The sequence below is a fragment of the Pseudomonas sp. 20-5 genome, assembly GCF_056782835.1.
Genome location: NZ_CM165584.1, coordinates 414,669 through 439,646 on the forward strand (window position 1 = coordinate 414,669; position 24,978 = coordinate 439,646).

Here is a 24,978-nt window from a genome sequence, read left to right on the forward strand (position 1 = left end):
TCAGGCTCCCCGCTGCCAGAGCGCGTAATGTACGTTGCCGGCTTTCTTTTCCCGGTGCAGCCGCCAGTTTCCGGGCAGGCCGAGGGACGAGGGGACGCTCTCGCTCTCGGTATAGATCCAGGCGTCGGGGTTCAGCCAGCCGCGGGTTTCGAGCAGGCGGCAGGCGTCCTGCAGCAGGTTCTGATGGAACGGCGGGTCGAGGAACACCAGGTCGAAGGTGCTCGGAGCCTGGTTTCCCAGGTAGCGCACGGCATCGCCGAGGACCAGTTGGGCGGTGCCGCACTTGAGCGCGTCGAGGTGGTTGCGCAGGGCCGCCACCGCTTCGCCGTTGGTATCCAGGGCCAGCCCTTCGCGGGCGCCGCGCGACAACGCCTCGAGGAACAGCGCGCCGCTGCCGGCGAAGGGATCGAGCACCCGTGCGCCTTCGACATAGGGTGCCAGCCAGTTGAACAGGGTCTCGCGGACCCGGTCCGGGGTCGGTCGCAGGCCGGGCCCGTCGGGAAAGACGAAACGCCGGCTGCGCCATTCGCCACCGATGATCCGCAGCTGTCCCTGGCCGCCGTGGCGGCCGGGGGCTTTCGCAGTAGGTTTACTCATCAATGCTCCGGAACGCCGCTGGGTTGCTGGGCCGGCTTGGCGGTGGGTGGCGGCAGGGGTTTCTGCGGCACGCTCGGGCCGGCGCTGACGATGACGAAGGCGTCGGCGTCCAGGTGCTTGGCCATGGCGCTCCTGACCTGTTCGACGCTGAGTCCCTCGACCTGCTTGAGGAAGCTTTCCAGGTAGTCCAGCGGCAGGCCGTAGAAACCGATGGCGCCGAGCTGGCCGACGATGTCGGCGTTGCTCGCGGTGGACAGCGGGAAGCTGCCGGCCAGTTCGCGCTTGGCGTCGTCCAGTTCCTTCTGGGTCGGGCCGTTGGCCAGGTAGTCGCGGACGATGTCCTGGACCAGCTTCAGCGCCCCCTCGCTGAGTTCGGCGCGGGTCTGGAAGTTGATCATGAACGGACCGCGTGCCTGCATGGCGGTGAAGCCGGAATAGATGCCGTAGGTCAGGCCGCGCTTTTCTCGCACCTGGTCCATCAGGCGGGTGCCGAAGCCGCCGCCGCCGAGGATCTGGTTGCCCAGGTAGAGCGCCGCGTAGTCGGGATCCTGGCGGTCGATGCCAAGCTGGGCGAGCATCAGGTGGGTCTGCTCGGAGGGGAAGTCGATGTGCGTCAGGCCGGGCTTGGGCGTTTCCGGCTGGACGGTCTTGGCCAGCGCCGGGCCCTGGGGCAGCGCCTTGGAGACTTCCGCGGCGATCGCTTCGGCCTCCTGCCGCGAGAGGTCGCCGACCAGCGCGATGACCACGTTGCCGGCGGCGTAGGCCTTCTTGTGGAACGCCTGCAATTGTTCGCGGCTGATCGTTGGAACGGACTTTTCGTCGCCGTCGCTGGAGTGCGCGTAGGGATGCTCGCCATAGAGGCGCTTGAACAGCTCCAGGCCGGCCAGCTTGCCGGGGTTCTGCTTCTGGTACTCGAAACCGGCCAGGACCTGGTTCTTGATGCGTGCCAGAGCGTCCTCGGGGAAGGTCGGCTGGCCGATCACCTGTTCGAACAGCTTCAGCGCCTGGGTCCGCTTGTCGGCATCGGACAGGCTGCGCAGGCCGGCCACCGCCATGTCGCGGTAGGAGCCGTTGCTGAACGAGGCGCCGAGGTCCTCGAAGCCGGCGGCGATGGCAGTGGTGTCCTTGCCCGGCACGCCTTCGTTGAGCATGGCGTTGGTCAGCATCGACAGGCCGGGGGTGCCGGCGTCCTGGCTGCTGCCGGCGGCGAAGGTCAGGCGCAGGTCGAACATCGGCAGTTCATGGGCTTCGACGAACAGTACCTTGGCACCTTCGGCGGTCTTCCATTCCTGGATGTCCAGCTTGCGATGGACCGGCGCCTGCTTGGCGACGTCCTTCAGCGACTGCAACTGGTTTTCCTCGACCGCCGCGGCATGGGCCGCCGCCGGGGTCTGGGGGGGACGCGCGACGAAATAGGCCAGCGCGGCCAGCAACGCGATGACGATCAGGCCGAGCAGGCCATAACGCAGCCCTGTGCGCTCACTCATGACGGGCCTCCTTTTCCTCGGCCTTCACAGGCAGCACTTGCGCCAGGGTCAGGCGCGACGGGGTGAAATAGGTGCGGGCGGCTTTCTGGATATCGTCCGGAGTCACTGCCTTGAGGGCCTCCAGGTCCTGGTCGATCAGCTTCCAGGACAGGCCGACGCTTTCCAGCTGGCCGATGCTGCTGGCCTGGGCGGCGATGGAGTCCTTCTCGTAGACCATCCCGGCGATCATCTGCGCGCGCACGCGCTCGATCTCCGCGGCGCTGGGCGGGTTCTGCTTGAGGTCATCGAGCTGCTTCCACAGACCGGCCTCGACCTGCTCGAGGGTCTTGCCCTTCTGCACGTTCGGCGTGGCCGAGAGGACGAACAGGCTGTCGCCGCGGTTGAACGCGTCATAGTAGGTGGAGGCGCCGGCGACCAGCTCCTCGCCGCGCTCCAGGCGCGAGGCCAGGCGGGCGCTGTAGCCGCCATCGAGCAGCGCGCCGATCAGGCGCAGGGCGTTGACTTCGCGAGGGTTCTCGCTGCTGCCCAGGCTGGGCACGTTGAAGCCCATGATCAGGTTCGGCAGCTGGGTGCGTACGTACAGCTTGAGCCGGCGCTCGCCGGGCTCGGCCAGTTCCAGCGGCTTGCGCGCCGGCGGCAGCTGGCGCCAGGGGATCTCGCCGAAGTAGCGCTTGGCGAGGGTCTTGACCTCGTCGGCGGTGACGTCGCCGACCACTACCAGGGTGGCGTTGTTCGGCGCGTACCAGGATTCGTACCAGTGGCGCAGGTCGTCGATGGTCATGCGCTGCAGGTCGGCCATCCAGCCGATGGTCGGGGTGTGGTAGCCGCTGGCCGGGTAGGCGGCGGCCTTGAAGCGCTCGAAGGCGAGGGCGTTGGGATTGTCGTCGGTGCGCAGGCGGCGCTCCTCCTTGATCACCTCGATCTCGCTCTTGAACTGGTCGGCCGGCAGGCTCAAGTGGGCCATGCGGTCGGCTTCCATCTCCAGCGCCACCGGCAGGCGGTCGCGGGCCAGGACCTGGTAATAGGCGGTGTAGTCGTCGGTGGTGAAGGCGTTCTCTTCCGCACCCAGGTCGCGCAGCACCCGCGAGGCTTCGCCCGGGCCGAGCTTGCGGCTGCCCTTGAACATCATGTGTTCGAGGGCGTGGGACAGGCCGGTGAGCCCGGGTGTCTCGTAGCTGGAGCCGATCCTGTACCAGAGCTGGGAAACCACCACCGGGGCGCGGTGGTCTTCACGCACTATGACCTTCAGGCCGTTGTCGAGGCTGAACTCGTGGGTGGGCTGGGTTTCCGCCGCCTGGGCGAAAAGCGGGAGACAAAGGCTGGCTAGGAGCAGGCCGACGCGGCGGCGAGCTGGGGTTTTCATGGTGATCTGGACCTTTCGTGCCGCCACCGGGGTCTCAGGTCACTGCGGGGCAGGACCCTTAGCCCCGTCGGGCGAGGAGATGCTAGGATACCCATCCGTTTTCCGGGCGGCCACGTCCCGTGCCGCTCCCTTGAGATACAAGCATTCATGTTTGGTTCCAACGATGACAAGAAGGCCCCGCAGGGCGGGGAAAAGAAAGGTCTGTTCGGCTGGTGGCGGAAAAAGCCGCAAGCCGGCGAGCAGCCTGCCGATCAGCCTGTCGAGCCGGTCTCCGAGACAGCGGCCGCCGAGCAGCGCGCGCCTGCCGATGACGTGGCGCAATCCCTGACAGAACAGCCAGGTCGGCAGCAGCCCTCCGCCGCCGAGCCGGCCGAGCCGGCGCCGGTTGCCGAAGCACCGCTCGCCAGTGACGAGCCAGCGTCGGCCGAGGAGCATTCGCCCCGGCCCGAGGCGCCCGTCGCGCAACCCGAACCCATCCTGGCTGCCGAGCCCGAGCCCGAGCCCGGGCCCGTTGCGCCGCTGGCCGCCGCTCCGGCAGTCAGCGAGCCGGCGACCAGGCCGGGCTTCTTCGCCCGCCTCCGGCAGGGACTGTCCAAGACCAGCGCCAGCATCGGCGAAGGCATGGCCAGCCTGTTCCTCGGCCGCAAGGAAATCGACGACGACCTGCTCGACGACATCGAGACGCGCCTGCTGACCGCCGACGTCGGCGTCGAGGCCACCACCCTGATCGTGCAGAACCTGACCAAGCGCGTGGCGCGCAAGGAGCTGGCCGACAGCGGCGCGCTGTACAAGGCGCTGCAGGAAGAGCTGGCCAGCCTGCTGCGCCCGGTGGAGCAGCCGTTGCAGGTCGACGTCGCGCGCGAGCCCTATGTGATCCTGGTGGTCGGGGTGAACGGCGTGGGCAAGACCACCACCATCGGCAAGCTGGCGAAGAAGCTGCAACTCGAGGGCAAGAAGGTCATGCTGGCCGCCGGCGACACCTTCCGCGCTGCCGCCGTGGAGCAGTTGCAGGTCTGGGGCGAGCGCAACCGTATCCCGGTGATCGCCCAGCACACCGGCGCCGACTCCGCCTCGGTGATCTTCGACGCGGTGCAGGCCGCCAAGGCCCGCGGCATCGACGTGCTGATCGCCGATACCGCCGGACGCTTGCATACCAAGGACAACCTGATGGAGGAGCTGAAGAAGGTGCGCCGGGTGATCGGCAAGCTGGACGAGACGGCGCCCCATGAGGTCCTGCTGGTGCTCGACGCCGGCACCGGGCAGAACGCCATCAACCAGGCCAAGCAGTTCAACCTCGCGGTGGAGCTGACCGGCCTGGCCCTGACCAAACTGGACGGCACCGCCAAGGGCGGGGTGATCTTCGCCCTGGCCAAGCAGTTCGGCCTGCCGATCCGCTATATCGGTGTCGGCGAGGGGATCGACGATCTCCGTACCTTCGAGGCCGACGCCTTCGTCCAGGCACTCTTCGCAGAGCGGGAGAACGCATGATCCGCTTCGAGCAGGTCGGCAAACGCTATCCCAACGGCCACGTAGGCCTGCACGAGGTGTCCTTCCGCGTGCACCGTGGCGAGATCCTCTTCGTCACCGGCCACTCCGGCGCCGGCAAGAGCACCCTGCTGCGCCTCATCCTGGCGATGGAGCGACCGACCAGCGGCAAGCTGTTGCTCGGCGGCCAGGACCTGGGGCGCATCACCACCGCGCAGATCCCTTTCCTGCGCCGGCAGATCGGCGTGGTGTTCCAGAACCACCAACTGCTCACCGATCGTACGGTGGCGGACAACATCGCCCTGCCGCTGCAGATCCTCGGCATGCCCAAGCCGGAGATCGCCAAGCGCGTGGCCTCGGCCCTGGAGCGGGTGAACCTGAAGGAAAAGGGCGAGGCGTTGCCTTCCGACCTTTCCACCGGCCAGCAGCAGCGGGTCGGCATTGCCCGCGCCATCGTCCACCAGCCGGCCCTGCTGCTGGCGGACGAACCCACCGGCAACCTCGACCCGCGACTCGCCTCGGAAATCATGGGCGTGTTCGAGGATATCAATCGCCTGGGCACCACCGTACTGATCGCCAGCCACGACCTGGCCCTGATCGCCCGTATGCGCCATCGCATGCTGACCCTGCAGCGTGGCCGGATCATCGCTGACCGTGAGGATGAGGCCTGATGAGCGCCAACGATCTTCCCCGTGGCCCCGAAGAGGGCGCACCGGAACGCAAGACCCGCGAGAAACCGAGCCAGGAGCAGACCGACTGGAGCGGCTCGTTCAGCGCCTACCTGGAAAGCCATCGCGCCAGCCTGGTGGACAGCCTGCGCCGGTTGTTCGGCCACCCGTTCGGCAGCTTCTTCACCTGCCTGGTGATGGGTATCACCCTGAGCCTGCCGATGGGCCTCTCGCTGCTGCTGAACAATGTCGAACGGCTCGGCGGCTCCTGGCAGCGGGCGGCGCAGATATCCCTGTTCCTCGACCTGAAGACCAGCGAAAATCAGGGCCAGGACCTGCGCGAGCAGATCGAGCGCCTGCCGGACGTGATCGAGGCCCAATTGATCAGCCGCGAGCAGGCGCTCAGCGAATTGCAGGAACAGTCCGGCCTGGGCGAAGCGCTCAAGGAGCTGCCGGAGAACCCGCTGCCGCCGGTGATCTCGGTCACGCCCAAGCAGATCGACCGGGCCGGCCTGGAGGCACTGCGCCAGCAGCTCGCGGAGCTGCCTCATGTGCAGCAGGCGCAGCTCGACCTGGTATGGGTCGAGCGCCTGAGCGCGATCCTCAAGCTCGGCGAACGCTTCGTCTTCGGCCTGACCATCCTGCTGGTGCTGACCCTCTTGCTGGTGGTGGGCAACACCATCCGCCTGCACATCGAAAATCGCCGTAACGAAATCGAGGTGATCAAGCTGGTCGGCGGGACGGACGGTTACGTGCGCCGGCCATTCCTGTACATGGGCGCGTTGTACGGCCTGGGCGCGGGCATCCTATCCTGGGCGCTGCTGGCCTATTCGCTGAACTGGCTGAACGGTTCGGTGGTCAACCTTTCAGGGCTGTACGGCAGCGACTTCGGCCTGCAGGGCGTGCCGCTGGACGACGGCCTGTCGCTGACCGTTGGCGCGGTGCTGCTTGGCTGGGTCGGCGCCTGGCTGGCCGTGGCCCGCCACCTGCGCGAGCTGGCGCCGCGCTGAGGACAGGCGGATCACGACCGGCCAGCGGGTCGCTGTAAAGGAACTTATACACCCGCTTGCAGTCAGATATCCGAGTGCTACACTGCGCGAGTTTCGTGAATCGGAGGATTCGCATGACCACTTCTTTGCAACCTGTACATGCCTTGGTTCCAGGCGCAAACCTGGAAGCCTACGTGCACTCGGTGAACAGCATTCCGCTGTTGTCGCCGGAACAGGAGCGTGAACTGGCCGAACGCCTCTTCTATCAGCAAGACCTGGAAGCGGCGCGGCAGATGGTGTTGGCGCACCTGCGCTTCGTTGTTCATATCGCCAAGAGTTATTCGGGGTACGGCCTGGCCCAGGCCGACCTGATCCAGGAAGGCAACGTCGGCCTGATGAAGGCCGTGAAGCGTTTCAACCCGGAAATGGGCGTTCGCCTGGTGTCCTTCGCCGTGCACTGGATCAAGGCGGAGATCCACGAGTTCATCCTGCGCAACTGGCGGATCGTCAAGGTCGCCACCACCAAGGCGCAGCGCAAGCTGTTCTTCAACCTGCGCAGCCAGAAGAAGCGCCTGGCCTGGTTGAACAACGAGGAAGTCCATCGCGTCGCCGAGAGCCTGGGGGTCGAGCCCCGCGAAGTGCGCGAGATGGAAAGCCGCCTGACCGGCCAGGACATGGCGTTCGACCCGGCCGCCGACGCGGACGACGAGAGCGCCTACCAGTCGCCGGCGCATTACCTCGAAGACCACCGCTACGACCCGGCGCGCCAGTTGGAAGACGCCGACTGGAGCGACAGCTCCAGCGCCAACCTGCACGAGGCGCTGGAAGGCCTCGACGAGCGCAGCCGCGACATTCTCCAGCAGCGCTGGCTGTCCGAGGAGAAGGCCACGCTGCACGACCTGGCGGAAAAGTACAACGTTTCCGCCGAGCGTATCCGGCAGCTGGAAAAGAACGCCATGAGCAAGCTGAAAGGGCGGATTCTCGCCTGATCGCCGCGCCTCGCGAAAACCGCACCCCGCAAGGGTGCGGTTTTTTTCTGCCCGGAGGAATCCCATGCCGCGCAATACCCGCTGGCTGTTCTACCTGTCGCTGGCGGTCCTGACCTTCGTCGTCGGCGCCTGGCTGGTCCGTACGCCGGAACCGGCGCGACCGTTGCCGTGGCTGGCCGACTGGCAGGAGCAGGTGCTGGCGCCGTTGGCGGACAACGCCCTGACCCTGCGCCAGCTGCACGACGCGGTGGATGGCGAGTTGTGGGTGGACCCGCGCCTAGATGGCGTGCGCCTGGCCTTCCGTGGCCGCCTGCTGGGCGACGGCGGCCCCTGGCAGGTGGAAGGCGAGCTGGGCCTGAGCGCCGAGGAGCAACTGAGCCTGCAGCGGGCATCTGCGTTGCAGCCTGGCAGCGCGCCGCAGCCATTGAGCGCCGGATTGGAAGGACAGTTGGGCGACAAGCCGATCGTGGCGCTGAGCATGATTCCCGAAGGCAGGGTCGGTGCCGAGCGGCTGCTGGCCAGTCTCGGCCAGCCGCGCCTGCGCCTGCAACTGGCCCAGGGCGAGGCCTGGGTCTATCCGCAACTGGGCCTGACCGCGCACCTGCCGGACGACGACTTGCGACTGATGCTCGCGGTGCCGCGCCAGGCCCTGGAAAAACCGCCGCGTTGAGCTTTCAGCGCTCCAGGCGCAGCAGGTAGTCGTCGCCGCCCAACTGCCACATCTGCTGGCGAATCCAGGCCGCGCGCTGGCGTACGTAGGGGCCCGGCCTGGCCGCGCTCCATTTCAGCGGGCTGGGCAGCACCGCGGCGAGCTGGCTGGCCTGGGTGCGGCTCAGGCGCTCGGCGTCGAGGCCGAAGTGATAGCGTGCCGCAGCCTGCGCGCCGAAGACGCCCGGGCCCCATTCGGCGCTGTTCAGGTAGACCTCGAGAATCCGTTGCTTGGTCCAGAGCGTCTCGATCAGCAGGGTGAACCAGGCCTCCAGGCCCTTGCGCAGCCAACTGCGCCCGGACCAGAGGAAGACGTTCTTCGCCACCTGCTGGCTGAGCGTACTGGCGCCGCGGATACTGCCGCCGCGTTCGTTGTGCGCGAGGGCCTGCTGGATGGCCGGCAGGTCGAAGCCGTGGTGCTCGGCGAAGTGCTGGTCCTCGCCGGCGATCACCGCGACCTTCAGGCTGTCCGGCAACTGCTCCCAGGAGCGCCAGTCGCGCTGCAGGTCGATGGGCTGGCCGTCGACCCAGGAGCCGACCTTGCGTTCGACCATGACCATGGTCCCCGGTGGCGGCACCCAGCGCAGGACCGCGACCAGCACGACGCTGGCGGCCATGAACCAGAGCAGGTACTTGAACAGGCGGCGGAACAGGGATCGCAACATGCGCGGCTTGGCTTGGAAGAAGGGGGCGGCCATTATAGCGGGCTGGATGCTATCACCGGAGTCTTGTCCATGCTTCGTCCCTTCCTGTTGTTGGCGGCATTTTTCGGTTTCACCGGCGTGGCCCTCGGGGCGTTCGCCGCCCACGGCCTGAAGAAGCAGCTGAGCGCCGAGTACCTGGCGGTATTCCAGACCGGCGTGCACTACCAGTTGATCCATGCCCTGGCGCTGTTCGGCGTGGCGCTGCTCGCCACCCGCCTGGACGGCCGCCTGGTGAGCGCGGCGGGTGGCCTGTTCACGCTGGGCATCCTGCTGTTCTCCGGCAGCCTCTACCTGCTGACCCTAAGTGGCATCGGCAAGCTCGGCATCGTCACCCCGTTCGGCGGCGTCTCCTTCCTCGCCGGCTGGCTGTGCCTGGGGCTGGCCGCCTGGCGCCTGGGCAACGCCTGAGACCGGTTGCCTCAGGCGGCGCACTTGTCGACAAGGCGCCTTGGTCATCGGGGTGGATCGGGCTAGAATGCCGCTCCCTTTCACTTTCGTGACCGTCCAGCCATGCAGATTCAACTGAACGGCGAGCCCTTCGAGCTGCCCGACGCGCAGAGCGTCGCGGACCTGCTGGCCCGCCTGGAGCTTGGCGGCCGCCGCGTGGCCGTCGAGCTGAACCTGGATATCGTGCCGCGCAGCCAGCACGCCAGCACCGCGCTCAAGGATGGCGACCGCGTGGAGATCGTCCACGCCATCGGCGGCGGCTAGGCCTGGCCCCCGAACCCTTCCATCGGCCCCGCAAGCCTTTCCATCCAGGAGTCATCCGATGAGCCAAGCATCCAGTACCGATACCCCCTTCGTCATCGCCGGCCGTACCTATGGCTCGCGCCTGCTGGTGGGGACCGGCAAGTACAAGGACCTCGACGAGACCCGCCGGGCCATCGAGGCCTCCGGAGCGGAGATCGTCACGGTGGCGGTGCGGCGCACCAACATCGGGCAGAATCCCGGCGAGCCGAACCTGCTGGATGTGATCCCGCCGGATCACTACACCATCCTGCCGAACACCGCCGGCTGCTATGACGCGGTCGAGGCCGTGCGCACCTGCCGCCTGGCCCGCGAGCTGCTGGACGGGCACAACCTGGTCAAGCTGGAAGTCCTCGCCGACCAGAAGACCCTGTTCCCCAACGTCGTCGAGACCCTCAAGGCCGCCGAGCAACTGGTGAAGGACGGCTTCGACGTGATGGTGTACACCAGCGACGACCCGATCATCGCCCGCCAGCTGGCCGAGATCGGCTGCATCGCGGTGATGCCGCTGGCCGGCCTGATCGGCTCCGGCCTGGGCATCTGCAACCCCTACAACCTGCGCATCATCCTTGAGGAAGCCAAGGTCCCGGTGCTGGTCGACGCCGGCGTGGGCACCGCTTCCGATGCAGCGATCGCCATGGAGCTGGGTTGCGAGGCGGTGCTGATGAACACCGCCATCGCCCATGCCAAGGACCCGGTGATGATGGCCGAGGCCATGAAGCACGCGATCGTCGCCGGTCGTCTCGCCTACCTGGCCGGACGCATGCCGCGCAAGCTGTATGCCAGCGCCTCGTCGCCGCTGGACGGCCTGATCGACTGATACCGACTACCTGGGGCGGGCTGTCCGCCGGATGCGGGAAGCGTCCGGCAGGCAGCCCGCCCTTCTGTCTCTAGCAAGGTTTTCTTTTCCATGAGCGATACCCCGCAATCCCCGGCCCAGGACTCCCTGGCGGAACACGACGAAGCACGGCCGATGCGCACCGTGAAGAGCTTCGTGATGCGCGCCGGGCGCATGACCGAAGGCCAGCAGCGTGGCCTCGACCTGGGCTGGCCGAAGTTCGGCCTGGAACTGAGCGATGAGGTCCAGGACTTCGACGCGATCTTCGGTCGCCAGGCGCCGCGGACTTTCGAGATCGGTTTCGGCATGGGCCATTCCACCCTGGAAATGGCCGCCGCCGCGCCTGACATCGACTTCATCGGCGTCGAGGTGCACAAGCCGGGCGTCGGCGCGCTGCTCAACGGCCTGCTGACCCAGGGCCTGGGCAACGTGCGGGTGTATAGCTGCGACGCGCTGGAAGTGCTGCGCCACTGCGTGGCCGACGCCAGCCTCGATCGGCTGCTGCTGTTCTTCCCCGATCCCTGGCACAAGAAGCGCCACCACAAGCGGCGGATCGTCCAGCCGGAATTCGCCGAACTGGTGCGGCGCAAGCTGAAGGTCGGCGGCGTGCTGCACATGGCCACCGACTGGGAGCCCTATGCCGAGCACATGCTGGACGTCATGAGCGCGGCGCCGGGCTACCGCAACCAGGCCGAAGACGGCCGCTTCGTGCCGCGCCCGCAAGAGCGTCCGGTGACCAAGTTCGAGCGGCGCGGGGAGCGCCTGGGACATGGCGTCTGGGACCTCAAGTTCGAGCGCGTCGACTGATCCACCGCACCAGCGACGTACCCCTGGCGCCGAACCGGCGCCGGGACTCCAAGCAGACCGGGAACACCCGGCGGACCTCACCTTCAAGCTGCACGTTTCCCGGCTTCGGCCGGATCCAATAATAAGAGCGGCACGGCTCGGCCGGCTGCAAAGGAGACTGCTGTGTTGAAGAAACTGGGCATCCTGTTGCTCGGGGCCGGTTGCGCCTGGGCGGCGCAGGCCAAGGTAGACGAAGTCCAGGCCGCACGCCTGGACCAGGACCTGACCCCGCTGGGGGCGGAGCGGGCCGGCAACGCCGATGGCAGCATCCCGCCCTGGACCGGCGGCATCACCCAGGCGCCGGCCGGCTACCGGCCCGGCATGCATCACCTCGACCCGTTCGCCGCCGATCGTCCGCGCCTGGTCCTCGACAGCCGCAACATGGCCGCCTACCAGGCGCTGCTGACGCCGGGCACCCAGGCCTTGCTGCAGGCCAACCCGGACTACCACCTGCGGGTCTTCCCCACCCGCCGCAGCGCATCCCTGCCGCAGCGCCTGTACGACGCTACCCGCGCCAACGCCAGCCGCGCCGAGCTGATCGCCGACGGCAACGGCGTGCAGGGCGCTGCCGCCGGCGTGCCCTTCCCCCTGCCGCAGAGCGGCCAGGAAGCGATCTGGAACCACATCATGCGCTACCGCGGCGAGCAACTGCACCTGCAGACCAACCAGGCGGCGGTGCTGGCCAACGGCAGCTACAACCTGCTCAAGCTCGACCGCTACCTGTACTTCGTCTATGGCCGCGAGGGGATGATCCCGGAGAACCTCGACAACACGTTGTTCTACTACAAGTACAAGGTGGTCGCGCCGGCGCGCCTGGCCGGTTCGGCGCTGGTGGTGCAGGAAACCCTCGACCAGGTGCTGTCGATCCGCAAGGCCTGGCGCTTCAACCGTGGCGAGCGGCGCGTGCGCCGCTTGCCGACCCTGGCCTACGACAGCCTGCAGCCGGATACCAACGGCATGGCCACGGCGGACACCGTGGATGTCTACAACGGTGCACCGGACCACTACGAGTGGGCGTTGCTCGGCAAGCGCGAGATGCTGGTGCCTTACAACAGCTACGCGGTGCACCAGAAGGGCCTCGCCTATGGCGACATACTCAAGAGCCGCTTCATCAATCCCGACCTGCTGCGCTACGAGCTGCATCGCGTCTGGGTGGTCGAGGCGACCCTGCGCAAGGGCTTCAGCCATCCCTACGCCAAGCGCCGCTTCTACCTCGACGAAGACAGCTGGCAGATCCTCGCCGCCGACATCTACGACAAGGATGGCGTGCTGACCCGGGCCCAGGAAGTCCATCCGATCAACTACTACGATGTGCCGCTGGTCTCCAGCACCCTGGAAGCGATCTACGACTTCAAGGGCGGCCGCTACTTCGTCGATGGGCTGGACAACAACGAGCCGATGTACGACTTCGGCGTGCAGGTCGGGCCGCGCGACTTCACCCCGCAGGCGCTGCGCCGGGAGGGGAACTGAGGCGGACGGCCCTCAGACGATCAGCTCGGCGCCGCGTAGCGTGCCGTCGTCGTCCAGGCGCGCCGGCGCCGGGCTGATCTGCAGGTACTTGATGCTGTCCCGCGGAATCAGCAGCAGGTCGCCGTCGACCTCGACGCTGAGATAGGGCGTGTCCAGTTGCTGACGGATGCTGCGGGCAACCTCGGCCGGGTCGTCCTGCTGGCGCGGGAAGCGCAGCGACAGGCGCTGGCCGTCGGTGAAATGCAGGTAGAGGTGCTTGATCGGTTTCATGCGGGCTCCCGGAGGCCATGACGCTCTTGGGGACGGCGCTGGCCGCCGGGAGACCGGGGGCTCAGCTGCGATCGGCGATCATGCCGATCACGAAGAACACTAGCAGGAGCACGGGCGCCAGGGTGTAGTTGTTGAAGTAGCCGAGGCCCTTGGCCAGCCAGGGGGTGACGAAGACCATCGCCAGGCCGTAGCCGACCGCGCAGATCAACACGAACAGCAGGGTGCGGAAGACGAAGTTGAGGCTGCCGATGCGCTGCTGTACCCAGGCGTTGATCGCCGGGCCGAACAGCACCAGCAGGGTGGCCATGATGGCCAGGGAAATGTCCGACAGGTGGCTGCGGCTCCAGCGCGACAGGGTGGCGATCAGGTCCAGCGCGTAATCCATCGAGGGTTCCTTGTAACGAATCGGCGTGTCGGTCGGCGGAGTTTACCTGCCTGCCGGCACGGATGGGCGTGCATCCGTCGTCACGGCAGGAAATGTTGCAGCAGGTCGTTGAGGAACAGCTGGCCGCGTTCGCTGGGACGCAGGTGCTGCGGGTCGTCGGCGAGCAGCCCGGCGTCGCGCGCGGCGGCGCAGGCATCGGCGATCGCCGCCAGTGGCTGGCCGGTGCGCTGCGGGTAGAGCGCGGCGGGGACGCCGTCGACCAGGCGCAGCACGTTCATCATGAACTCGAATGGCAGGTCGGCCGCTTCCAGCGGGCGCTCGCCGGCCTGGAAGGCCTTTTGCGGGTTGAGGTAGTCCTTCGGCAGGCGGGTCTTCCAGGTCCGCACGATGCGTCCGTCCGGCGCGCTCAGCTTGGCGTGGGCGCCGGCGCCGATGCCGAGGAAGTCGCCGAAGCTCCAGTAGTTCAGGTTGTGCCGGGCGCGCAGGCCGTCGCGGGCGTAGGCGGAGGTCTCGTACTGGCGGTAGCCGTGCTCGTCGAGCAGGGCCTGGCCGGCTTCCTGGATGTCCCAGAGGATGTCGTCCTCGGGCAGCTCCGGCGGCTGGCTCCAGAACACCGTGTTCGGCTCCATGGTCAGTTGGTACCAGGAGAGGTGCGTGGGGGCCAGGGCGAGGGCCTGGCGCAGGTCGGCCAGGGCGTCGTCGAGGCTCTGCCCGGGCAGGCCGTGCATCAGGTCGAGGTTGAAGTTGTCGAAGCCGGCCTGGCGCGCCATGTCGGCGGCGCGCACTGCCTCGGCGCCGTCGTGGATGCGCCCCAGGGCCTGCAGCTTGTCGGCCTGGAAGCTCTGCACGCCGATGGACAGGCGATTGATGCCGAGGCGCCGGTAGTCGGCGAACTTGACCTGTTCGAAGGTGCCGGGATTGGCTTCCAGGGTGATCTCGATGCCGTCGGCGAAGCCGACCCTGCGCTCGACGCCTTCCAGTAGCCGGCCCAGGGCCTTGGCCGAGAACAGGCTGGGCGTGCCGCCGCCGAAGAAGATCGAACCCAGGCGCCGGCCGTGGACATGGCGCAGGTCTTGCTCCAGGTCGGCGAGCAGGGCGTCGACATAGGCCTCTTCGGGCAGCTCCGGGCCAGCGGCGTGGGAGTTGAAGTCGCAATACGGGCACTTGCGCACGCACCACGGGATGTGCACGTACAGGGCCAGGGGCGGGAGCTGGAACGGGGTGGCTTGGGTCACGGCGGGGCGGGGTGGAGGCGGTTTCGGGGCGCTATCGTGGCATGAGTTCGGCCAACCTCCAAGGCGGCCGGACGAAACGCCGTGCCGACGCCGCCCGGGGGCGCCGCCGGCGGTTGCGGCTCAGAGACCCAGGCGCTGCTTGAGCAGGGCCATGGCGCGGGCTCGGTGGCTGAGGCGGTTCTTCTCCTCGGGCGCCAGCTCGGCGCTGGAGCAGTCGCGTTCCGGCACCCAGAACAGCGGGTCGTAGCCGAAGCCGTGGGCGCCGCGGGCTTCGCGGAGGATGCGGCCTTCCCAGATGCCCTCGCAGAGGATCGGCAGCGGGTCGTCGGCGTGGCGCACCAGCGCCAGCACGCTAACGAACTGTGCGCCGCGCTCGGCGTCCGGGACATCCTTCATGGCCTCCAGCAGCTTGGCGTTGTTCGCCGCGTCGCCCCGGCCGTCGGCATAGCGCGCCGAGTAGATGCCCGGCGCGCCGCCGAGGAAGTCCACCGCCAGCCCGGAGTCGTCGGCCAGCGCCGGCAGGCCGGAGAGGCGTGCGGCGTTGCGTGCCTTGAGGATGGCGTTCTCGACGAAGGAAAGACCGGTTTCCTCCGGTTCCACCTGGCTGAACTCGCCGATCGAGCGCACCTTCACGCTGGCGCCGAGCATGGCCTGGAGTTCCTTGAGTTTGCCGGCATTGTGGCTGGCCAGCACCAGCTGTTCGAGCTTGATCATTCGTCCGGGAAGATTTCCTTGTTGAAACTGAAGGTTTGCGCAGGTTCGCCCTTGGCCTCGACCTTGATGGTGAAGACCAGGGTCTCGCGCTGGCTGATCGGGAATTGCGCCAGGTTGTAGATGGCGCCTTCCTCGCTGACTCGGCGGAACTCCAGGGGGATGACCTTGCCGGTCAGGTCCTTGGCCGAGCCGGTCACGGCGGCCTCTACCGGCTTGCCTTTCTCCATCGGCACCACGTTGATCACGCCCTGCGCCTTGCTGCGTACCAGGCCGACCGCGCTGGCCACGTTGGGCTGGAGGAAGCTGGAGTTGAACACGTTGTAGTGGACGTCCAGGTCGCCGAAGCGCTGCACCTGCTCGGCGAGGACCGGCAGGCTCAGGCAGAGGCCGAGGACGAAAGCGGTGAAGCGGCGCATGATGGTTTCTCCTGAAAGGTGGCATGGACGTTGTCCATGGTCTGCTGCCGGCGGCCTTGGCCGGCTTCGGCAGCGCTCTCCCGAGGACGAGCGGAGGGGCGCCCGGCCCTGGCCCGCAGCCTGGCGCGTTCCTAGACGGCGAGGTTGCGGGTCTGCACTCCGGGTCCGGTGACCCGGTAGATTCCAATCTCACCCAATAGATTAGGCCACAGCCGGCTGGCCCAGCCATGCCGGTGGTCACGGTCTACGGCCAGGCGGTCGAGCACGCGCATGCGCAACTGGCGGCACAGGCGCTCGAAGTCCTGGAAGGTGCAGAAATGGATGTTCGGCGTGTTGTACCAGGTATACGGCAGGAACTCGGAGACCGGCATCCGGCCGTTGCGCGCCAGGTACCAGCGGCAGCGCCAGTGGCCGAAGTTGGGGAAAGTGATGATGCAGGTCTTGCCGACCCGCAGCATCTCTTCGAGGATCTTGTCCGGATAGTGCACGGCCTGTAGCGCCTGGGTCATCACCACCACGTCGAAGCTGTCGCTGGCGAAGTTGCCCAGGCCCTTGTCGAGGTCCTGCTCGATCACGTTCACCCCGTTTTCGATGCAACGGGCGATGTTGTCGGGATCGATCTCCAGGCCGTAGCCGCTGACCTGCTTGTGGTCGCGCAGCCAGGCCAGGAGTTCGCCGTCGCCGCAGCCGAGGTCGAGGACGCGGCTGCCGGCGGGAATCCATTCCTGGATGATTTCGAGATCGGCGCGCATCGGATCCTCACACGCTGATGCGGTTCATGTAACCGCTGAAGGCTTGCAGGTACCGGGGGATCGGCATGAGGAAGGCGTCGTGGCCTTGCGGGGCGTCGATCTCCAGGTAGCTGACGTTCTTTTTCGCCGCGATCAGGGCGTCGACGATTTCCCGCGAGCGGGCCGGCGAGAAACGCCAGTCGGTGGTGAAGGACATCAGGCAGAAGTCCGCCTCGACGCCCTCCAGGGTGCGCACCAGGTCGTCGCCGTGGGCGGCGGCGGGGTCGAAATAGTCCAGCGCCTTGGTCATCAGCAGGTAGGTATTGGCGTCGAAGCGGGTGGAGAACTCCTCGCCCTGGTAGCGCAGGTAACTCTCGACCTGGAACTCGACGCTGTGCAGGTCGTAGTTGAGCTTCTCGGTCTTCAGTACGCGGCCGAACTTGGCGCCCATGGCGTCGTCGGACAGGTAGGTGATATGGCCGACCATCCGCGCCAGCTTGAGGCCGCGCTTGGGAATCACGCCCTGTTCCTGGAAGTAGCCGCCGAGGAACTCAGGGTCGGAAAGAATCGCCTGCCGGGCGACTTCGTTGAAGGCGATGTTCTGCGCCGACAGCTTCGGCGCGCTGGCGATGCACAGGCAGTGACGGACGCGTTCGGGGTAGCTGATGGTCCATTGCAGCGCCTGCATGCCGCCGAGGCTGCCGCCGACCACCGCGGCCCACTGGCGGATGCCGAGGCGGTCTGCCAGGCGCGCCTGGCTATGCACCCAGTCTTCCACCGTGACCATCGGGAAGTCCGCGCCGTAGACCTTGCCGGTCGCCGGATTGATGCTGGCGGGGCCGCTGGAACCGTTGCAACCGCCGAGGTTGTTGAGGGCGACGACGAAGAACTTGCGGGTGTCGATCGGCTTGCCCGGACCGATGCAGCTGTCCCACCAGCCCGGCTTGCGCTCGTCGACGCTGTGGTAGCCGGCGGCGTGGTGGTGGCCGGAGAGGGCGTGGCAGATCAGCACCGCGTTGCTCTGCGTGGCATTCAGCTCGCCGTAGGTTTCGATCACCAGGTCGTACTCGGCCAGGGACTTGCCGCTGGTCAGCTCGAGCGGTTCGTTGAAGTGCAGCGTCTGGGGGGAGACCAGACCGACGGAGTCGTCGGGGAAGACTGTGGGCATCGACCCTGCTCTCGAACAAAGGAGGGCGCCAGTCTAAAGAGCGTCGCCCCCAGCGGCAAGCGCGCTGGCGCGCGCCGTGGGAGCGGGGTCAGGCGCGCTGCGAGCCGGGCAGGTTGACCACCTTGGCCTGGCGCTGCAGGGGCGAGGGGCGGCGCAACTGGCGGAGGATGTCGCCGGCTTCGCGCAACTGTTCCTGCAATTCCCCGGCGAACCCGGCGAAGGCCTGGCTGCGCTGGCGTACCTGCTGGGTCTCCTGGGCCAGGCCCTTGAGGCGGAGCATGTGGCTTTCGAGCAACTGTTTGTTTTCCAGGGTGTGCTGCATCAGCGGCATCAGCGCGTCGTTGGCCCAGCGCTCGGTTTCCTCGCGCAGGCGCTGGTGCAGGCCGACCACCTCCTGCACCAGGGTGGCGAAGAAGCGCCGGGTCAGCAGGCGTTGCTCGGTAAGCACGGTCTTCAGCTGCAGGCGGAACTGGTCGCCCTTCTTCTTCAGTTGCAACAGTTCGCGCTGGTAGCGCTGGACCCGTAGCTGCGGCGCGTCGAGGGCGTAGAGCGGGTTCTCCTCGTTGTGCCGGCGGTAGATGGCGGCGACCATGCGGTTGGCCATGCCGGCCTCGTGCTCGAGGTTGTCGAGGTCGTGCTCCACCGCGCGGAAGAACGCCAGGATCGCCTGGTTGATGCCGACCGTGGTCAGGCTGCCGTTGAGGTTGCGCCGCACCTTCTGCAGGTGCTGTTCCATGCGTTCGCTGCGGATCGTCTCGCGCAGCGTCGCGCCCTGGTGCTGCAGCAGGCGCTGGTTGGTCTTCAGGTTGAGCAGGCGGCGGTGGTGGCGGCCGTGGTCGTCCTTGGTCTTCGCGGTCAGTTCGAACAGCAGTTGGCCGCTGTCGCGCTGCTTGTCGTCGAGCAGCGCGCGCTGTTCCTCGACCTTCTCCAGGCGCAGGCGCAGCAGATGCTGGCTGTTGTGCAGCAGGCCAAGGACCTGGCCGAGCACGGAGTTCTCCAGCAGCGCTTCCTTCTGCGCGACGATGCGCTCGCAGAGCAGCGCTTCCAGCCGATCCAGGCGACTGCGTTCGAGCAGCGCCGGTTCGCCGCGGACCTTGGCCAGCAGCGCCTGCTTCGCCGACAGCGGCAGCACGTCGCCGCGCTGCAGGCCGAGCTGGCGGGCCGTGCCGTCCTGGATCAGGCGGATGGCGTTCTGTACGAAGCGCTCGCCGGAAAGGTCGTCCCAGAGCACGTCGATCTTGTTCAGCACGGCGAACAGGCTGCTGTGGCCGTCCTCGCGCAGTGGCTGGATGTACTTCTGCCAGATTTCCATGTCCGAGGCGGTGACACCGGCGTCGGCGGACAGCAGGAACAGGATCGCCTGGGCGTTGGGCAGCATCGACAGGGTCAGCTCCGGCTCGCTGCCGAGGGCATTCAGGCCAGGCGTGTCGAGGATCCGCAGGCCCTGGCGCAGCAGCGGGTGGTCGAAGTTGACCAGGGCGTGGCGCCAGGCCGGGACGCGCACCTGGTCGGGCTCGTCGGCGGCTTCCAGGGCATCCGGGTGGAAGCCGAGCTGGATCGCCTGTTCCACCGGCAGCGCCTTGGTCTTGGCGACCTGGGCGAAGGCCTGGGCCATGCCCTCCGGGTCGCCGGTGTCCAGCGGAATGTTCACCCAGTGGCGCGGCACGCGCTTGAACTGGGCGACGCTGGCGTCGGCCAGGCGCGTCTCGATCGGCAGCAGGCGGATGTAGCTGCGCTCGGCGCGCGGATCGTGGAACAGCTCGGTGGGGCACATGGTGGTGCGCCCGGCGTGGGACGGCAGCATGCGCTGGCCGTAGCCGGCGAAGAACAGGCTGTTGATCAGCTCGGTCTTGCCACGCGAGAACTCGCCGACGAAGGCCAGGGTGATATGGTCCGCGCGCAGTTGGCGCAGGGCGCGTTCGAGCTTGGCCTCGACCGCCGGGCTGTTCAGCCGGCTGCGCTCCAGCCAGCCGCGATAGCGGGTGATTTCCCGCATCAGCTCGCGCTTCCAGGCGACGTAGGCGTCGATTTGATGGCTGAGTCTTTCCATGCTCATCCAGGGGCTCCAGGGCGCGGGACCGGCGGGGGAAGGATGGCGTGGATTATGCGGGGGAGCGGGGGAGCGTCAATTGGCCTGCTTCACATTCCTGCACGTAAGGTCGGTCAAGCGGGTCGAGCGGCGATCCCCAGTTCCTCCGGCAATCGGGTCGGACGGCGGATGCGCACCCGTTTCTGCCGGTTCAGCTCGCCGCTTTCGAGACTCACCAGGCTCTTGGCCACGCCGAAGGCCTTGCCGAGGAAGGCCAGCAGATGGGCGTTGGCCTTGCCCTCCACCGGCGGTGCGGTGAGGCGGATCTTCAGGCGCTCGCCGTGCAGCCCGGCGAACTCGTCGCGGCTCGCCTTGGGCTGCAGGTGGCAATCGAGGAGCAGGTCCTCGCCGTCCCAGCGGTAGAAGCTCAGAGGAAAATGCTCAACTGCTGGGGCATGCCGGTCATGGCCGCCAGGTTGTTGATCACCAGCATGTCGATCAGCTTCAGCGCGAGGAACGCGAAGATCGGCGAGAGATCCAGTCCGCCGAGGTTCGGCAGGAGCTTGCGGAACGGCATCAGCAGCGGTTCGCAGATCTGGTTCACCAGTTGCGCGCCAGGGTTGTAGCTGCCCGGGGCGACCCAGGAAAGGATCACGCTGATGATCAGGGCGAAGAAGAACACCTTCAGGAACAGCGAGGTGACGGCGATGATCGACCAGATCAGCAGTTGCATGATGAAGCCGCCGACGCCGTAGCCCATCAGCATCAGGATCAGGATCATCAGCACCAGCTGGATCAGGATCGCCAGCACCAGCGAGGCCAGGTCGATCCCACCGAAGCCGGGGATGATCCGCCGCAGCGGGTTCAGCAGCGGCTTGGTGGCGCGCACGATGAACTGGCTGAGGGGGTTGTAGAAGTCCGCGCGGACCAGCTGCAGGATGAAGCGCAGCAGCACGATCAGCAGGTAGAGGCTGCCGAGGGTCTGGAGGATATAGATAGCAGCGGTGTTGAGGCCGATCATCGACTACTCCTTATTGGCCAAGCTGTTCGGCCAGCTCGGCGGAGCGCTGGCTGGCGGCGTTCAGGGCCTGCTCCACCAGTGCTTCGAAGCCGTTGGCCTGGAAGGATTTGATCGCCGCCTCGGTGGTGCCGTTGGGCGAAGTCACCCGGCGCCGCAGTTCGGCCGGCTCGACCTCGCTGGACAGCGCCATCTGCGCCGCACCGAGGGCGGTCTGCAGGGTCAGGCGCGAGGCTGTCTCGCGGGACAGGCCGAGCTTCTCGCCGGCGTCGGTCATGGCCTGCATCAGCAGGAAGAAATACGCCGGGCCGCTGCCCGACACTGCGGTCACCGCGTCGATCTGCGCTTCGTCGTCCAGCCACAGGGCGATGCCTACCGCAGACAGCAACTGCCCGGCCTGCTCGCGTTGCGCGGCGCTGACCTGCGCGTTGGCGTACAGCCCGCTGGCGCCCTGGCGCAGCAGCGCCGGGGTGTTGGGCATGCAGCGGACCACCGGGCGCGGCTGGCCGAGCCAGGCTTCGAGGCTGGCGCAGGGGATGCCGGCGGCGATGGAGACGATCAGTTGCTCCGGCTTCAGCGCCGGCGCCAAGGCCTGGCACACGGCTTTCATGGCCTGCGGCTTGACCGACAGGACCACGACGTCGGCGTCGGCCACGGCCTCGGCGTTGGACTCGACCACGTCGATGGCGAACTCGCCGGCGATCTTCGCGCGTTGCTCGGCGCCCGGGTCGCTGGCGCGGATCTGCGCCGCCGGCACGCCTTGGGCGCGCAGGCCGCCGATCAGGCTGGCGGCCATGTTGCCGGCGCCGATGAACGCTATGCGGGGTGTGCTCATAGGGGATTCCTTCAAGAAGCCGGCGCGCCGTAGTCGCGGGCGCCGAACAGGGCGGTACCGATGCGGACCCAGGTCGCACCTTCGCCGATGGCTGCCTCGAGGTCGTCGCTCATGCCCATGGACAGGGTGTCCAGGCCAAGGTTCAGGTCCAGCAGCAGTTCGCGCAGGCGGGCGAACGCGGCGTGTTGCGCGGTGCGTTCGGCGGTGGGTTCGGGGATGGCCATCAGGCCACGCAATCGGAGGTTGGGCAGTTGCTTCACGGCCTCGGCCAGGGCCGGCAGGTCCTCGGGGGCGCAGCCGGACTTGCTGGCTTCGCCGCTGACGTTGACCTGCAGGCAGACATTCAGGGGCGGCAGCCCGGCCGGGCGTTGCTCCGACAGGCGCTGCGCGATCTTCAACCGGTCCACCGAGTGCACCCACTGGAAATGCTCGGCGATGGGCCGCGTCTTGTTCGACTGGATGGGGCCGATGAAGTGCCAGTTCAAGGGCAGGTCGGCCAGTTCGGCCTGCTTGCCGAGGGCCTCCTGCAGGTAGTTTTCGCCGAAGTCGCGAAGGCCGGCGGCGTACGCCTCGCGCACCGCGGCGGCGGGCTTGGTCTTGCTCACGGCGAGCAGGCCGACCGTGGCCGGATCGCGCCCCGCAGCTTGCGCTGCCTCACGGATGCGCGCGGCAACCTTTGCAATATTCTCTGCTATCGTGGACATTACCTGCGCCCTATGGAAGTGCGGTCGGCGTCGGCTCGACGCCCTCGAAACCGCCGGCCTCGATGGCCATCTTCCTGTTCCAGTGTCGAGGTTCCGCGTCTGGCGCAGGACACCACGCGTGTCCTGGAAGCACCCTGGTTCATCCGGTGTTTTCCTTGTCCGAGACGGCGGCTTTGGCGGCATTCTACCTGCTTGCTTGTAATTGGGGAGTCCCATGGATATTACCGAGCTGCTCGCCTTCAGTGCCAAACAGGGCGCTTCGGACCTGCACCTCTCCGCCGGCCTGCCACCCATGATCCGGGTGGATGGCGATGTACGCCGGATCAACCTGCCACCGCTGGAACACAAGCAGGTGCATGCGCTGATCTACGACATCATGAACGACAAGCAGCGCAAGGACTTCGAGGAATTCCTCGAGACCGACTTCTCCTTCGAGGTGCCGGGCGTCGCGCGTTTCCGGGTCAACGCCTTCAACCAGAACCGTGGCGCCGGCGCGGTATTCCGGACCATTCCCTCCAAGGTACTGACCATGGAGGAGCTTGGCATGGGAGAAGTGTTCAAACGTGTTTCAGACGTCCCGCGCGGGCTGGTACTGGTCACCGGGCCGACCGGTTCGGGCAAGTCCACCACCCTGGCGGCGATGCTCGACTACCTGAACAACACCAAGTACCACCACATCCTCACCATCGAGGACCCGATCGAATTCGTCCACGAATCGAAGAAGTGCCTGGTCAACCAGCGCGAGGTGCATCGCGACACCCTCGGCTTCAGCGAAGCGCTGCGCTCGGCGCTGCGGGAGGACCCGGACATCATCCTGGTCGGCGAGATGCGCGACCTGGAAACCATCCGCCTGGCCCTGACCGCGGCGGAGACCGGCCACCTGGTATTCGGCACCCTGCACACCACCTCGGCGGCGAAGACCATCGACCGGGTGGTCGACGTGTTCCCGGCCGAGGAAAAGGCCATGGTTCGCTCGATGCTCTCCGAGTCGCTGCAATCGGTGATCTCGCAGACCCTGATCAAGAAGATCGGCGGCGGCCGGGTGGCGGCCCACGAGATCATGATCGGCACCCCGGCGATCCGCAACCTGATCCGCGAGGACAAGGTCGCGCAGATGTATTCGGCGATCCAGACCGGCGGCTCGCTGGGCATGCAGACCCTCGACATGTGCCTCAAGGGCCTGGTCGCCAAGGGCCTGATCAGCCGCGAGAACGCCCGCGAGAAGGCGAAGATCCCGGAAAACTTCTGATCCTGGCGCCGATCCGCCGCGCTTCGCCCGAATCCCGGAACTGCGTCTAGGATTCAAGAGCGGGAGAGCGGTACCGTAGGCGCATTCCTACCTATCCTTGCCGGCGAGCGCGTCCAGCGCCCGCTCGCCCGCATCCGGCTCGCCGTCGCGGCGCGCCCCTGAGTGAGCGAGAACATCATGGAATTCGAAAAGCTGCTGCGCCTGATGGTGGAAAAGGGCGGCTCCGACCTGTTCATCACCGCCGGCGTACCGCCGTCGATGAAGGTCAACGGCCGGGTGATGCCGGTGACCAAGACGCCGCTGTCGCCGGAGCAGACCCGCGAGACCGTGCTAGGCGTGATGAACGAGCAGCAGCGCCGCGATTTCGCCGAGAACCATGAGTGCAACTTCGCCATCAGCGCCCGCGGCATCGGCCGCTTCCGGGTCAGTGCCTTCTACCAGCGCAACCTGGTGGGCATGGTATTGCGCCGGATCGAGACCAACATCCCGACCCTGGAAGAGCTGAAGCTCCCGGAAATCCTCAAGAAGCTGGCGCTGACCAAGCGCGGCCTGGTGATCTTCGTCGGCGCCACCGGCACCGGCAAGTCCACCTCGCTGGCGGCGATGATCGGCTACCGCAACAAGAACTCCACCGGGCACATCATCTCCATCGAGGACCCGATCGAGTACATCCACCAGCACCAGGGCTGCATCGTCACCCAGCGCGAGGTGGGGCTGGACACCGACTCCTTCGAGGTGGCGCTGAAGAACACCCTGCGCCAGGCGCCGGACGTGATCATGATCGGCGAGGTGCGCTCGCGGGAGACCATGGACCACGCCGTGGCCTTCGCCGAGACCGGCCACCTGTGCCTGGCGACCCTGCACGCGAACAACGCCAACCAGGCGCTGGAGCGGATCATCCACTTCTTCCCGGCCGACCGTCATGGCCAGGTGTGGATGGACCTGTCGCTGAACCTCAAGGCCATCGTCGCCCAGCAACTGGTGCCGACCCCCGACGGCAAGGGGCGGCGGGCGGTGATCGAGGTGCTGCTGAACACCCCGCTGGCCGCCGACCTGATCCGCAAGGGCGAGGTGCACGAGCTGAAGCCGCTGATGAAGCGCTCCACCGAGCAGGGCATGCAGACCTTCGACCAGGCGCTGTACCAGCTCTACACCCAGGGCGAGATCACCTACGAGGACGCCCTGGCCCACGCCGACTCGGCCAACGACCTGCGTCTGATGATCAAGCTCGGTTCGGAAAGCGACGCCGACCACCTGTCGAGCCTGACCCAGGGCCTGAGCCTGGAAATCACCGACGACGACCCTGCCGGCCGGCGCTTCCGCTGAACCGTCT

At 67.2% G+C, this 24,978-nt stretch carries 28 protein-coding genes; 12 read left to right on the forward strand and 16 right to left on the reverse strand.

Features of this window, described 5'->3' with window-relative positions; translation table 11 throughout:
- Genes rsmD through AC1RB9_RS01925 form a run of 3 tightly spaced genes read right to left on the reverse strand, consistent with a single transcriptional unit; the run spans position 1 to position 3,474 of the window.
- Positions 1-597, reverse strand: a complete 597-nt coding sequence (gene rsmD, locus AC1RB9_RS01915) for a 16S rRNA (guanine(966)-N(2))-methyltransferase RsmD (RefSeq protein WP_003142626.1) — start codon at positions 595-597, stop codon at positions 1-3.
- The gene (locus AC1RB9_RS01920) at positions 597-2,084 is read right to left on the reverse strand and encodes a M16 family metallopeptidase (protein ID WP_003459246.1); all 1,488 of its coding nucleotides are present in this window, start codon (positions 2,082-2,084) and stop codon (positions 597-599) included. Before AC1RB9_RS01920 ends, rsmD begins: the two co-directional genes overlap by 1 nt.
- The gene (locus AC1RB9_RS01925; RefSeq protein WP_003084498.1) at positions 2,077-3,474 is read right to left on the reverse strand and encodes a M16 family metallopeptidase; all 1,398 of its coding nucleotides are present in this window, start codon (positions 3,472-3,474) and stop codon (positions 2,077-2,079) included. The genes AC1RB9_RS01920 and AC1RB9_RS01925 overlap by 8 nt, the downstream gene beginning before the upstream one ends.
- Before the next feature lie 120 nt (positions 3,475-3,594).
- Here AC1RB9_RS01925 and ftsY point away from each other — a divergent pair, with 120 nt between their 5' ends.
- The 5 genes from ftsY (at position 3,595) to AC1RB9_RS01950 (ending at position 8,248) form a co-directional block, all read left to right on the forward strand.
- Entirely contained in the window at positions 3,595-4,935 is a 1,341-nt protein-coding gene (gene ftsY, locus AC1RB9_RS01930; protein WP_003459247.1) for a signal recognition particle-docking protein FtsY, read from the forward strand.
- Positions 4,932-5,603: a cell division ATP-binding protein FtsE gene (gene ftsE, locus AC1RB9_RS01935; protein ID WP_003084505.1), complete on the forward strand. Its 672-nt coding sequence runs from the start codon at positions 4,932-4,934 to the stop codon at positions 5,601-5,603. The genes ftsY and ftsE overlap by 4 nt, the downstream gene beginning before the upstream one ends.
- Positions 5,603-6,610: a permease-like cell division protein FtsX gene (gene ftsX, locus AC1RB9_RS01940; RefSeq protein ID WP_003084508.1), complete on the forward strand. Its 1,008-nt coding sequence runs from the start codon at positions 5,603-5,605 to the stop codon at positions 6,608-6,610. Before ftsE ends, ftsX begins: the two co-directional genes overlap by 1 nt.
- Before the next feature lie 113 nt (positions 6,611-6,723).
- Complete coding sequence (gene rpoH, locus AC1RB9_RS01945) at positions 6,724-7,578, forward strand: RNA polymerase sigma factor RpoH (protein ID WP_003084510.1); 855 nt, start codon at positions 6,724-6,726, stop codon at positions 7,576-7,578.
- Between the two features lie 64 nt (positions 7,579-7,642).
- Complete coding sequence (locus AC1RB9_RS01950; protein ID WP_003084511.1) at positions 7,643-8,248, forward strand: hypothetical protein; 606 nt, start codon at positions 7,643-7,645, stop codon at positions 8,246-8,248.
- A gap of 4 nt (positions 8,249-8,252) precedes the next feature.
- Here AC1RB9_RS01950 and mtgA read toward each other — a convergent pair whose 3' ends face one another.
- Complete coding sequence (gene mtgA / locus AC1RB9_RS01955) at positions 8,253-8,984, reverse strand: monofunctional biosynthetic peptidoglycan transglycosylase (protein ID WP_003100972.1); 732 nt, start codon at positions 8,982-8,984, stop codon at positions 8,253-8,255.
- 36 nt (positions 8,985-9,020) lie between these two features.
- On the opposite strand from mtgA, the gene AC1RB9_RS01960 reads away from it, so the two are divergent.
- The 5 genes from AC1RB9_RS01960 to AC1RB9_RS01980 all read left to right on the forward strand — a co-directional run bounded on the left by AC1RB9_RS01960 (position 9,021) and on the right by AC1RB9_RS01980 (position 12,891).
- Positions 9,021-9,398, forward strand: a complete 378-nt coding sequence (locus tag AC1RB9_RS01960) for a DUF423 domain-containing protein (protein ID WP_003084513.1) — start codon at positions 9,021-9,023, stop codon at positions 9,396-9,398.
- A 102-nt stretch (positions 9,399-9,500) separates the two neighbouring features.
- Positions 9,501-9,701 carry a sulfur carrier protein ThiS gene (gene thiS / locus AC1RB9_RS01965; protein ID WP_003084514.1) on the forward strand — a complete coding sequence of 67 codons (201 nt, stop codon included), beginning with the start codon at positions 9,501-9,503 and terminating at the stop codon, positions 9,699-9,701.
- A 58-nt stretch (positions 9,702-9,759) separates the two neighbouring features.
- Positions 9,760-10,557 carry a thiazole synthase gene (locus AC1RB9_RS01970; protein WP_003459252.1) on the forward strand — a complete coding sequence of 266 codons (798 nt, stop codon included), beginning with the start codon at positions 9,760-9,762 and terminating at the stop codon, positions 10,555-10,557.
- A 153-nt stretch (positions 10,558-10,710) separates the two neighbouring features.
- A complete protein-coding gene (gene trmB, locus AC1RB9_RS01975) occupies positions 10,711-11,382 on the forward strand; it encodes a tRNA (guanosine(46)-N7)-methyltransferase TrmB (RefSeq protein WP_003118800.1) in 672 nt (223 codons plus the stop codon).
- A 162-nt stretch (positions 11,383-11,544) separates the two neighbouring features.
- Positions 11,545-12,891 carry a DUF1329 domain-containing protein gene (locus AC1RB9_RS01980; protein ID WP_003114884.1) on the forward strand — a complete coding sequence of 449 codons (1,347 nt, stop codon included), beginning with the start codon at positions 11,545-11,547 and terminating at the stop codon, positions 12,889-12,891.
- Between the two features lie 12 nt (positions 12,892-12,903).
- On the opposite strand, the gene AC1RB9_RS01985 is transcribed toward AC1RB9_RS01980, so the two are convergent.
- The 12 genes from AC1RB9_RS01985 to AC1RB9_RS02040 form a co-directional block, all read right to left on the reverse strand.
- Positions 12,904-13,161, reverse strand: a complete 258-nt coding sequence (locus AC1RB9_RS01985) for a hypothetical protein (RefSeq protein ID WP_003084524.1) — start codon at positions 13,159-13,161, stop codon at positions 12,904-12,906.
- A gap of 61 nt (positions 13,162-13,222) precedes the next feature.
- Positions 13,223-13,546, reverse strand: coding sequence for a DUF3392 domain-containing protein (locus tag AC1RB9_RS01990; protein ID WP_003084525.1), 324 nt, complete (start codon positions 13,544-13,546; stop codon positions 13,223-13,225).
- Positions 13,547-13,626: 80 nt separating this feature from the next.
- The gene (hemW, locus tag AC1RB9_RS01995) at positions 13,627-14,781 is read right to left on the reverse strand and encodes a radical SAM family heme chaperone HemW (RefSeq protein ID WP_003114885.1); all 1,155 of its coding nucleotides are present in this window, start codon (positions 14,779-14,781) and stop codon (positions 13,627-13,629) included.
- A gap of 120 nt (positions 14,782-14,901) precedes the next feature.
- Entirely contained in the window at positions 14,902-15,495 is a 594-nt protein-coding gene (gene rdgB / locus AC1RB9_RS02000; protein ID WP_003084527.1) for an RdgB/HAM1 family non-canonical purine NTP pyrophosphatase, read from the reverse strand.
- Positions 15,492-15,911 carry a DUF4426 domain-containing protein gene (locus AC1RB9_RS02005; RefSeq protein ID WP_003100965.1) on the reverse strand — a complete coding sequence of 140 codons (420 nt, stop codon included), beginning with the start codon at positions 15,909-15,911 and terminating at the stop codon, positions 15,492-15,494. Before AC1RB9_RS02005 ends, rdgB begins: the two co-directional genes overlap by 4 nt.
- A 131-nt stretch (positions 15,912-16,042) precedes the next feature.
- A complete protein-coding gene (metW, locus tag AC1RB9_RS02010) occupies positions 16,043-16,663 on the reverse strand; it encodes a methionine biosynthesis protein MetW (RefSeq protein ID WP_003084530.1) in 621 nt (206 codons plus the stop codon).
- A gap of 7 nt (positions 16,664-16,670) precedes the next feature.
- Positions 16,671-17,810 carry a homoserine O-succinyltransferase MetX gene (gene metX, locus AC1RB9_RS02015; RefSeq protein WP_003084535.1) on the reverse strand — a complete coding sequence of 380 codons (1,140 nt, stop codon included), beginning with the start codon at positions 17,808-17,810 and terminating at the stop codon, positions 16,671-16,673.
- Positions 17,811-17,898: 88 nt separating this feature from the next.
- Positions 17,899-19,866: a dynamin-like GTPase family protein gene (locus AC1RB9_RS02020; RefSeq protein WP_003459259.1), complete on the reverse strand. Its 1,968-nt coding sequence runs from the start codon at positions 19,864-19,866 to the stop codon at positions 17,899-17,901.
- Between the two features lie 107 nt (positions 19,867-19,973).
- Positions 19,974-20,270 (reverse strand): DUF167 domain-containing protein, encoded by a 297-nt coding sequence (locus AC1RB9_RS02025; RefSeq protein ID WP_031628111.1) that lies wholly within the window; start codon positions 20,268-20,270, stop codon positions 19,974-19,976.
- Positions 20,267-20,860, reverse strand: a complete 594-nt coding sequence (locus tag AC1RB9_RS02030; protein ID WP_003084544.1) for a YggT family protein — start codon at positions 20,858-20,860, stop codon at positions 20,267-20,269. The genes AC1RB9_RS02025 and AC1RB9_RS02030 overlap by 4 nt, the downstream gene beginning before the upstream one ends.
- Positions 20,861-20,870: 10 nt before the next feature.
- Positions 20,871-21,692, reverse strand: coding sequence for a pyrroline-5-carboxylate reductase (proC, locus tag AC1RB9_RS02035; protein WP_003084546.1), 822 nt, complete (start codon positions 21,690-21,692; stop codon positions 20,871-20,873).
- A gap of 11 nt (positions 21,693-21,703) precedes the next feature.
- Complete coding sequence (locus tag AC1RB9_RS02040) at positions 21,704-22,396, reverse strand: YggS family pyridoxal phosphate-dependent enzyme (RefSeq protein WP_003459261.1); 693 nt, start codon at positions 22,394-22,396, stop codon at positions 21,704-21,706.
- A gap of 214 nt (positions 22,397-22,610) precedes the next feature.
- On the opposite strand from AC1RB9_RS02040, the gene pilT reads away from it, so the two are divergent.
- Together pilT and pilU are read left to right on the forward strand one after the other, a co-directional pair.
- Entirely contained in the window at positions 22,611-23,645 is a 1,035-nt protein-coding gene (gene pilT, locus AC1RB9_RS02045) for a type IV pilus twitching motility protein PilT (protein WP_003084552.1), read from the forward strand.
- Positions 23,646-23,822: 177 nt separating this feature from the next.
- Positions 23,823-24,971, forward strand: a complete 1,149-nt coding sequence (gene pilU, locus AC1RB9_RS02050) for a type IV pilus ATPase PilU (protein WP_003100959.1) — start codon at positions 23,823-23,825, stop codon at positions 24,969-24,971.
- Positions 24,972-24,978: the final 7 nt, after the last annotated feature.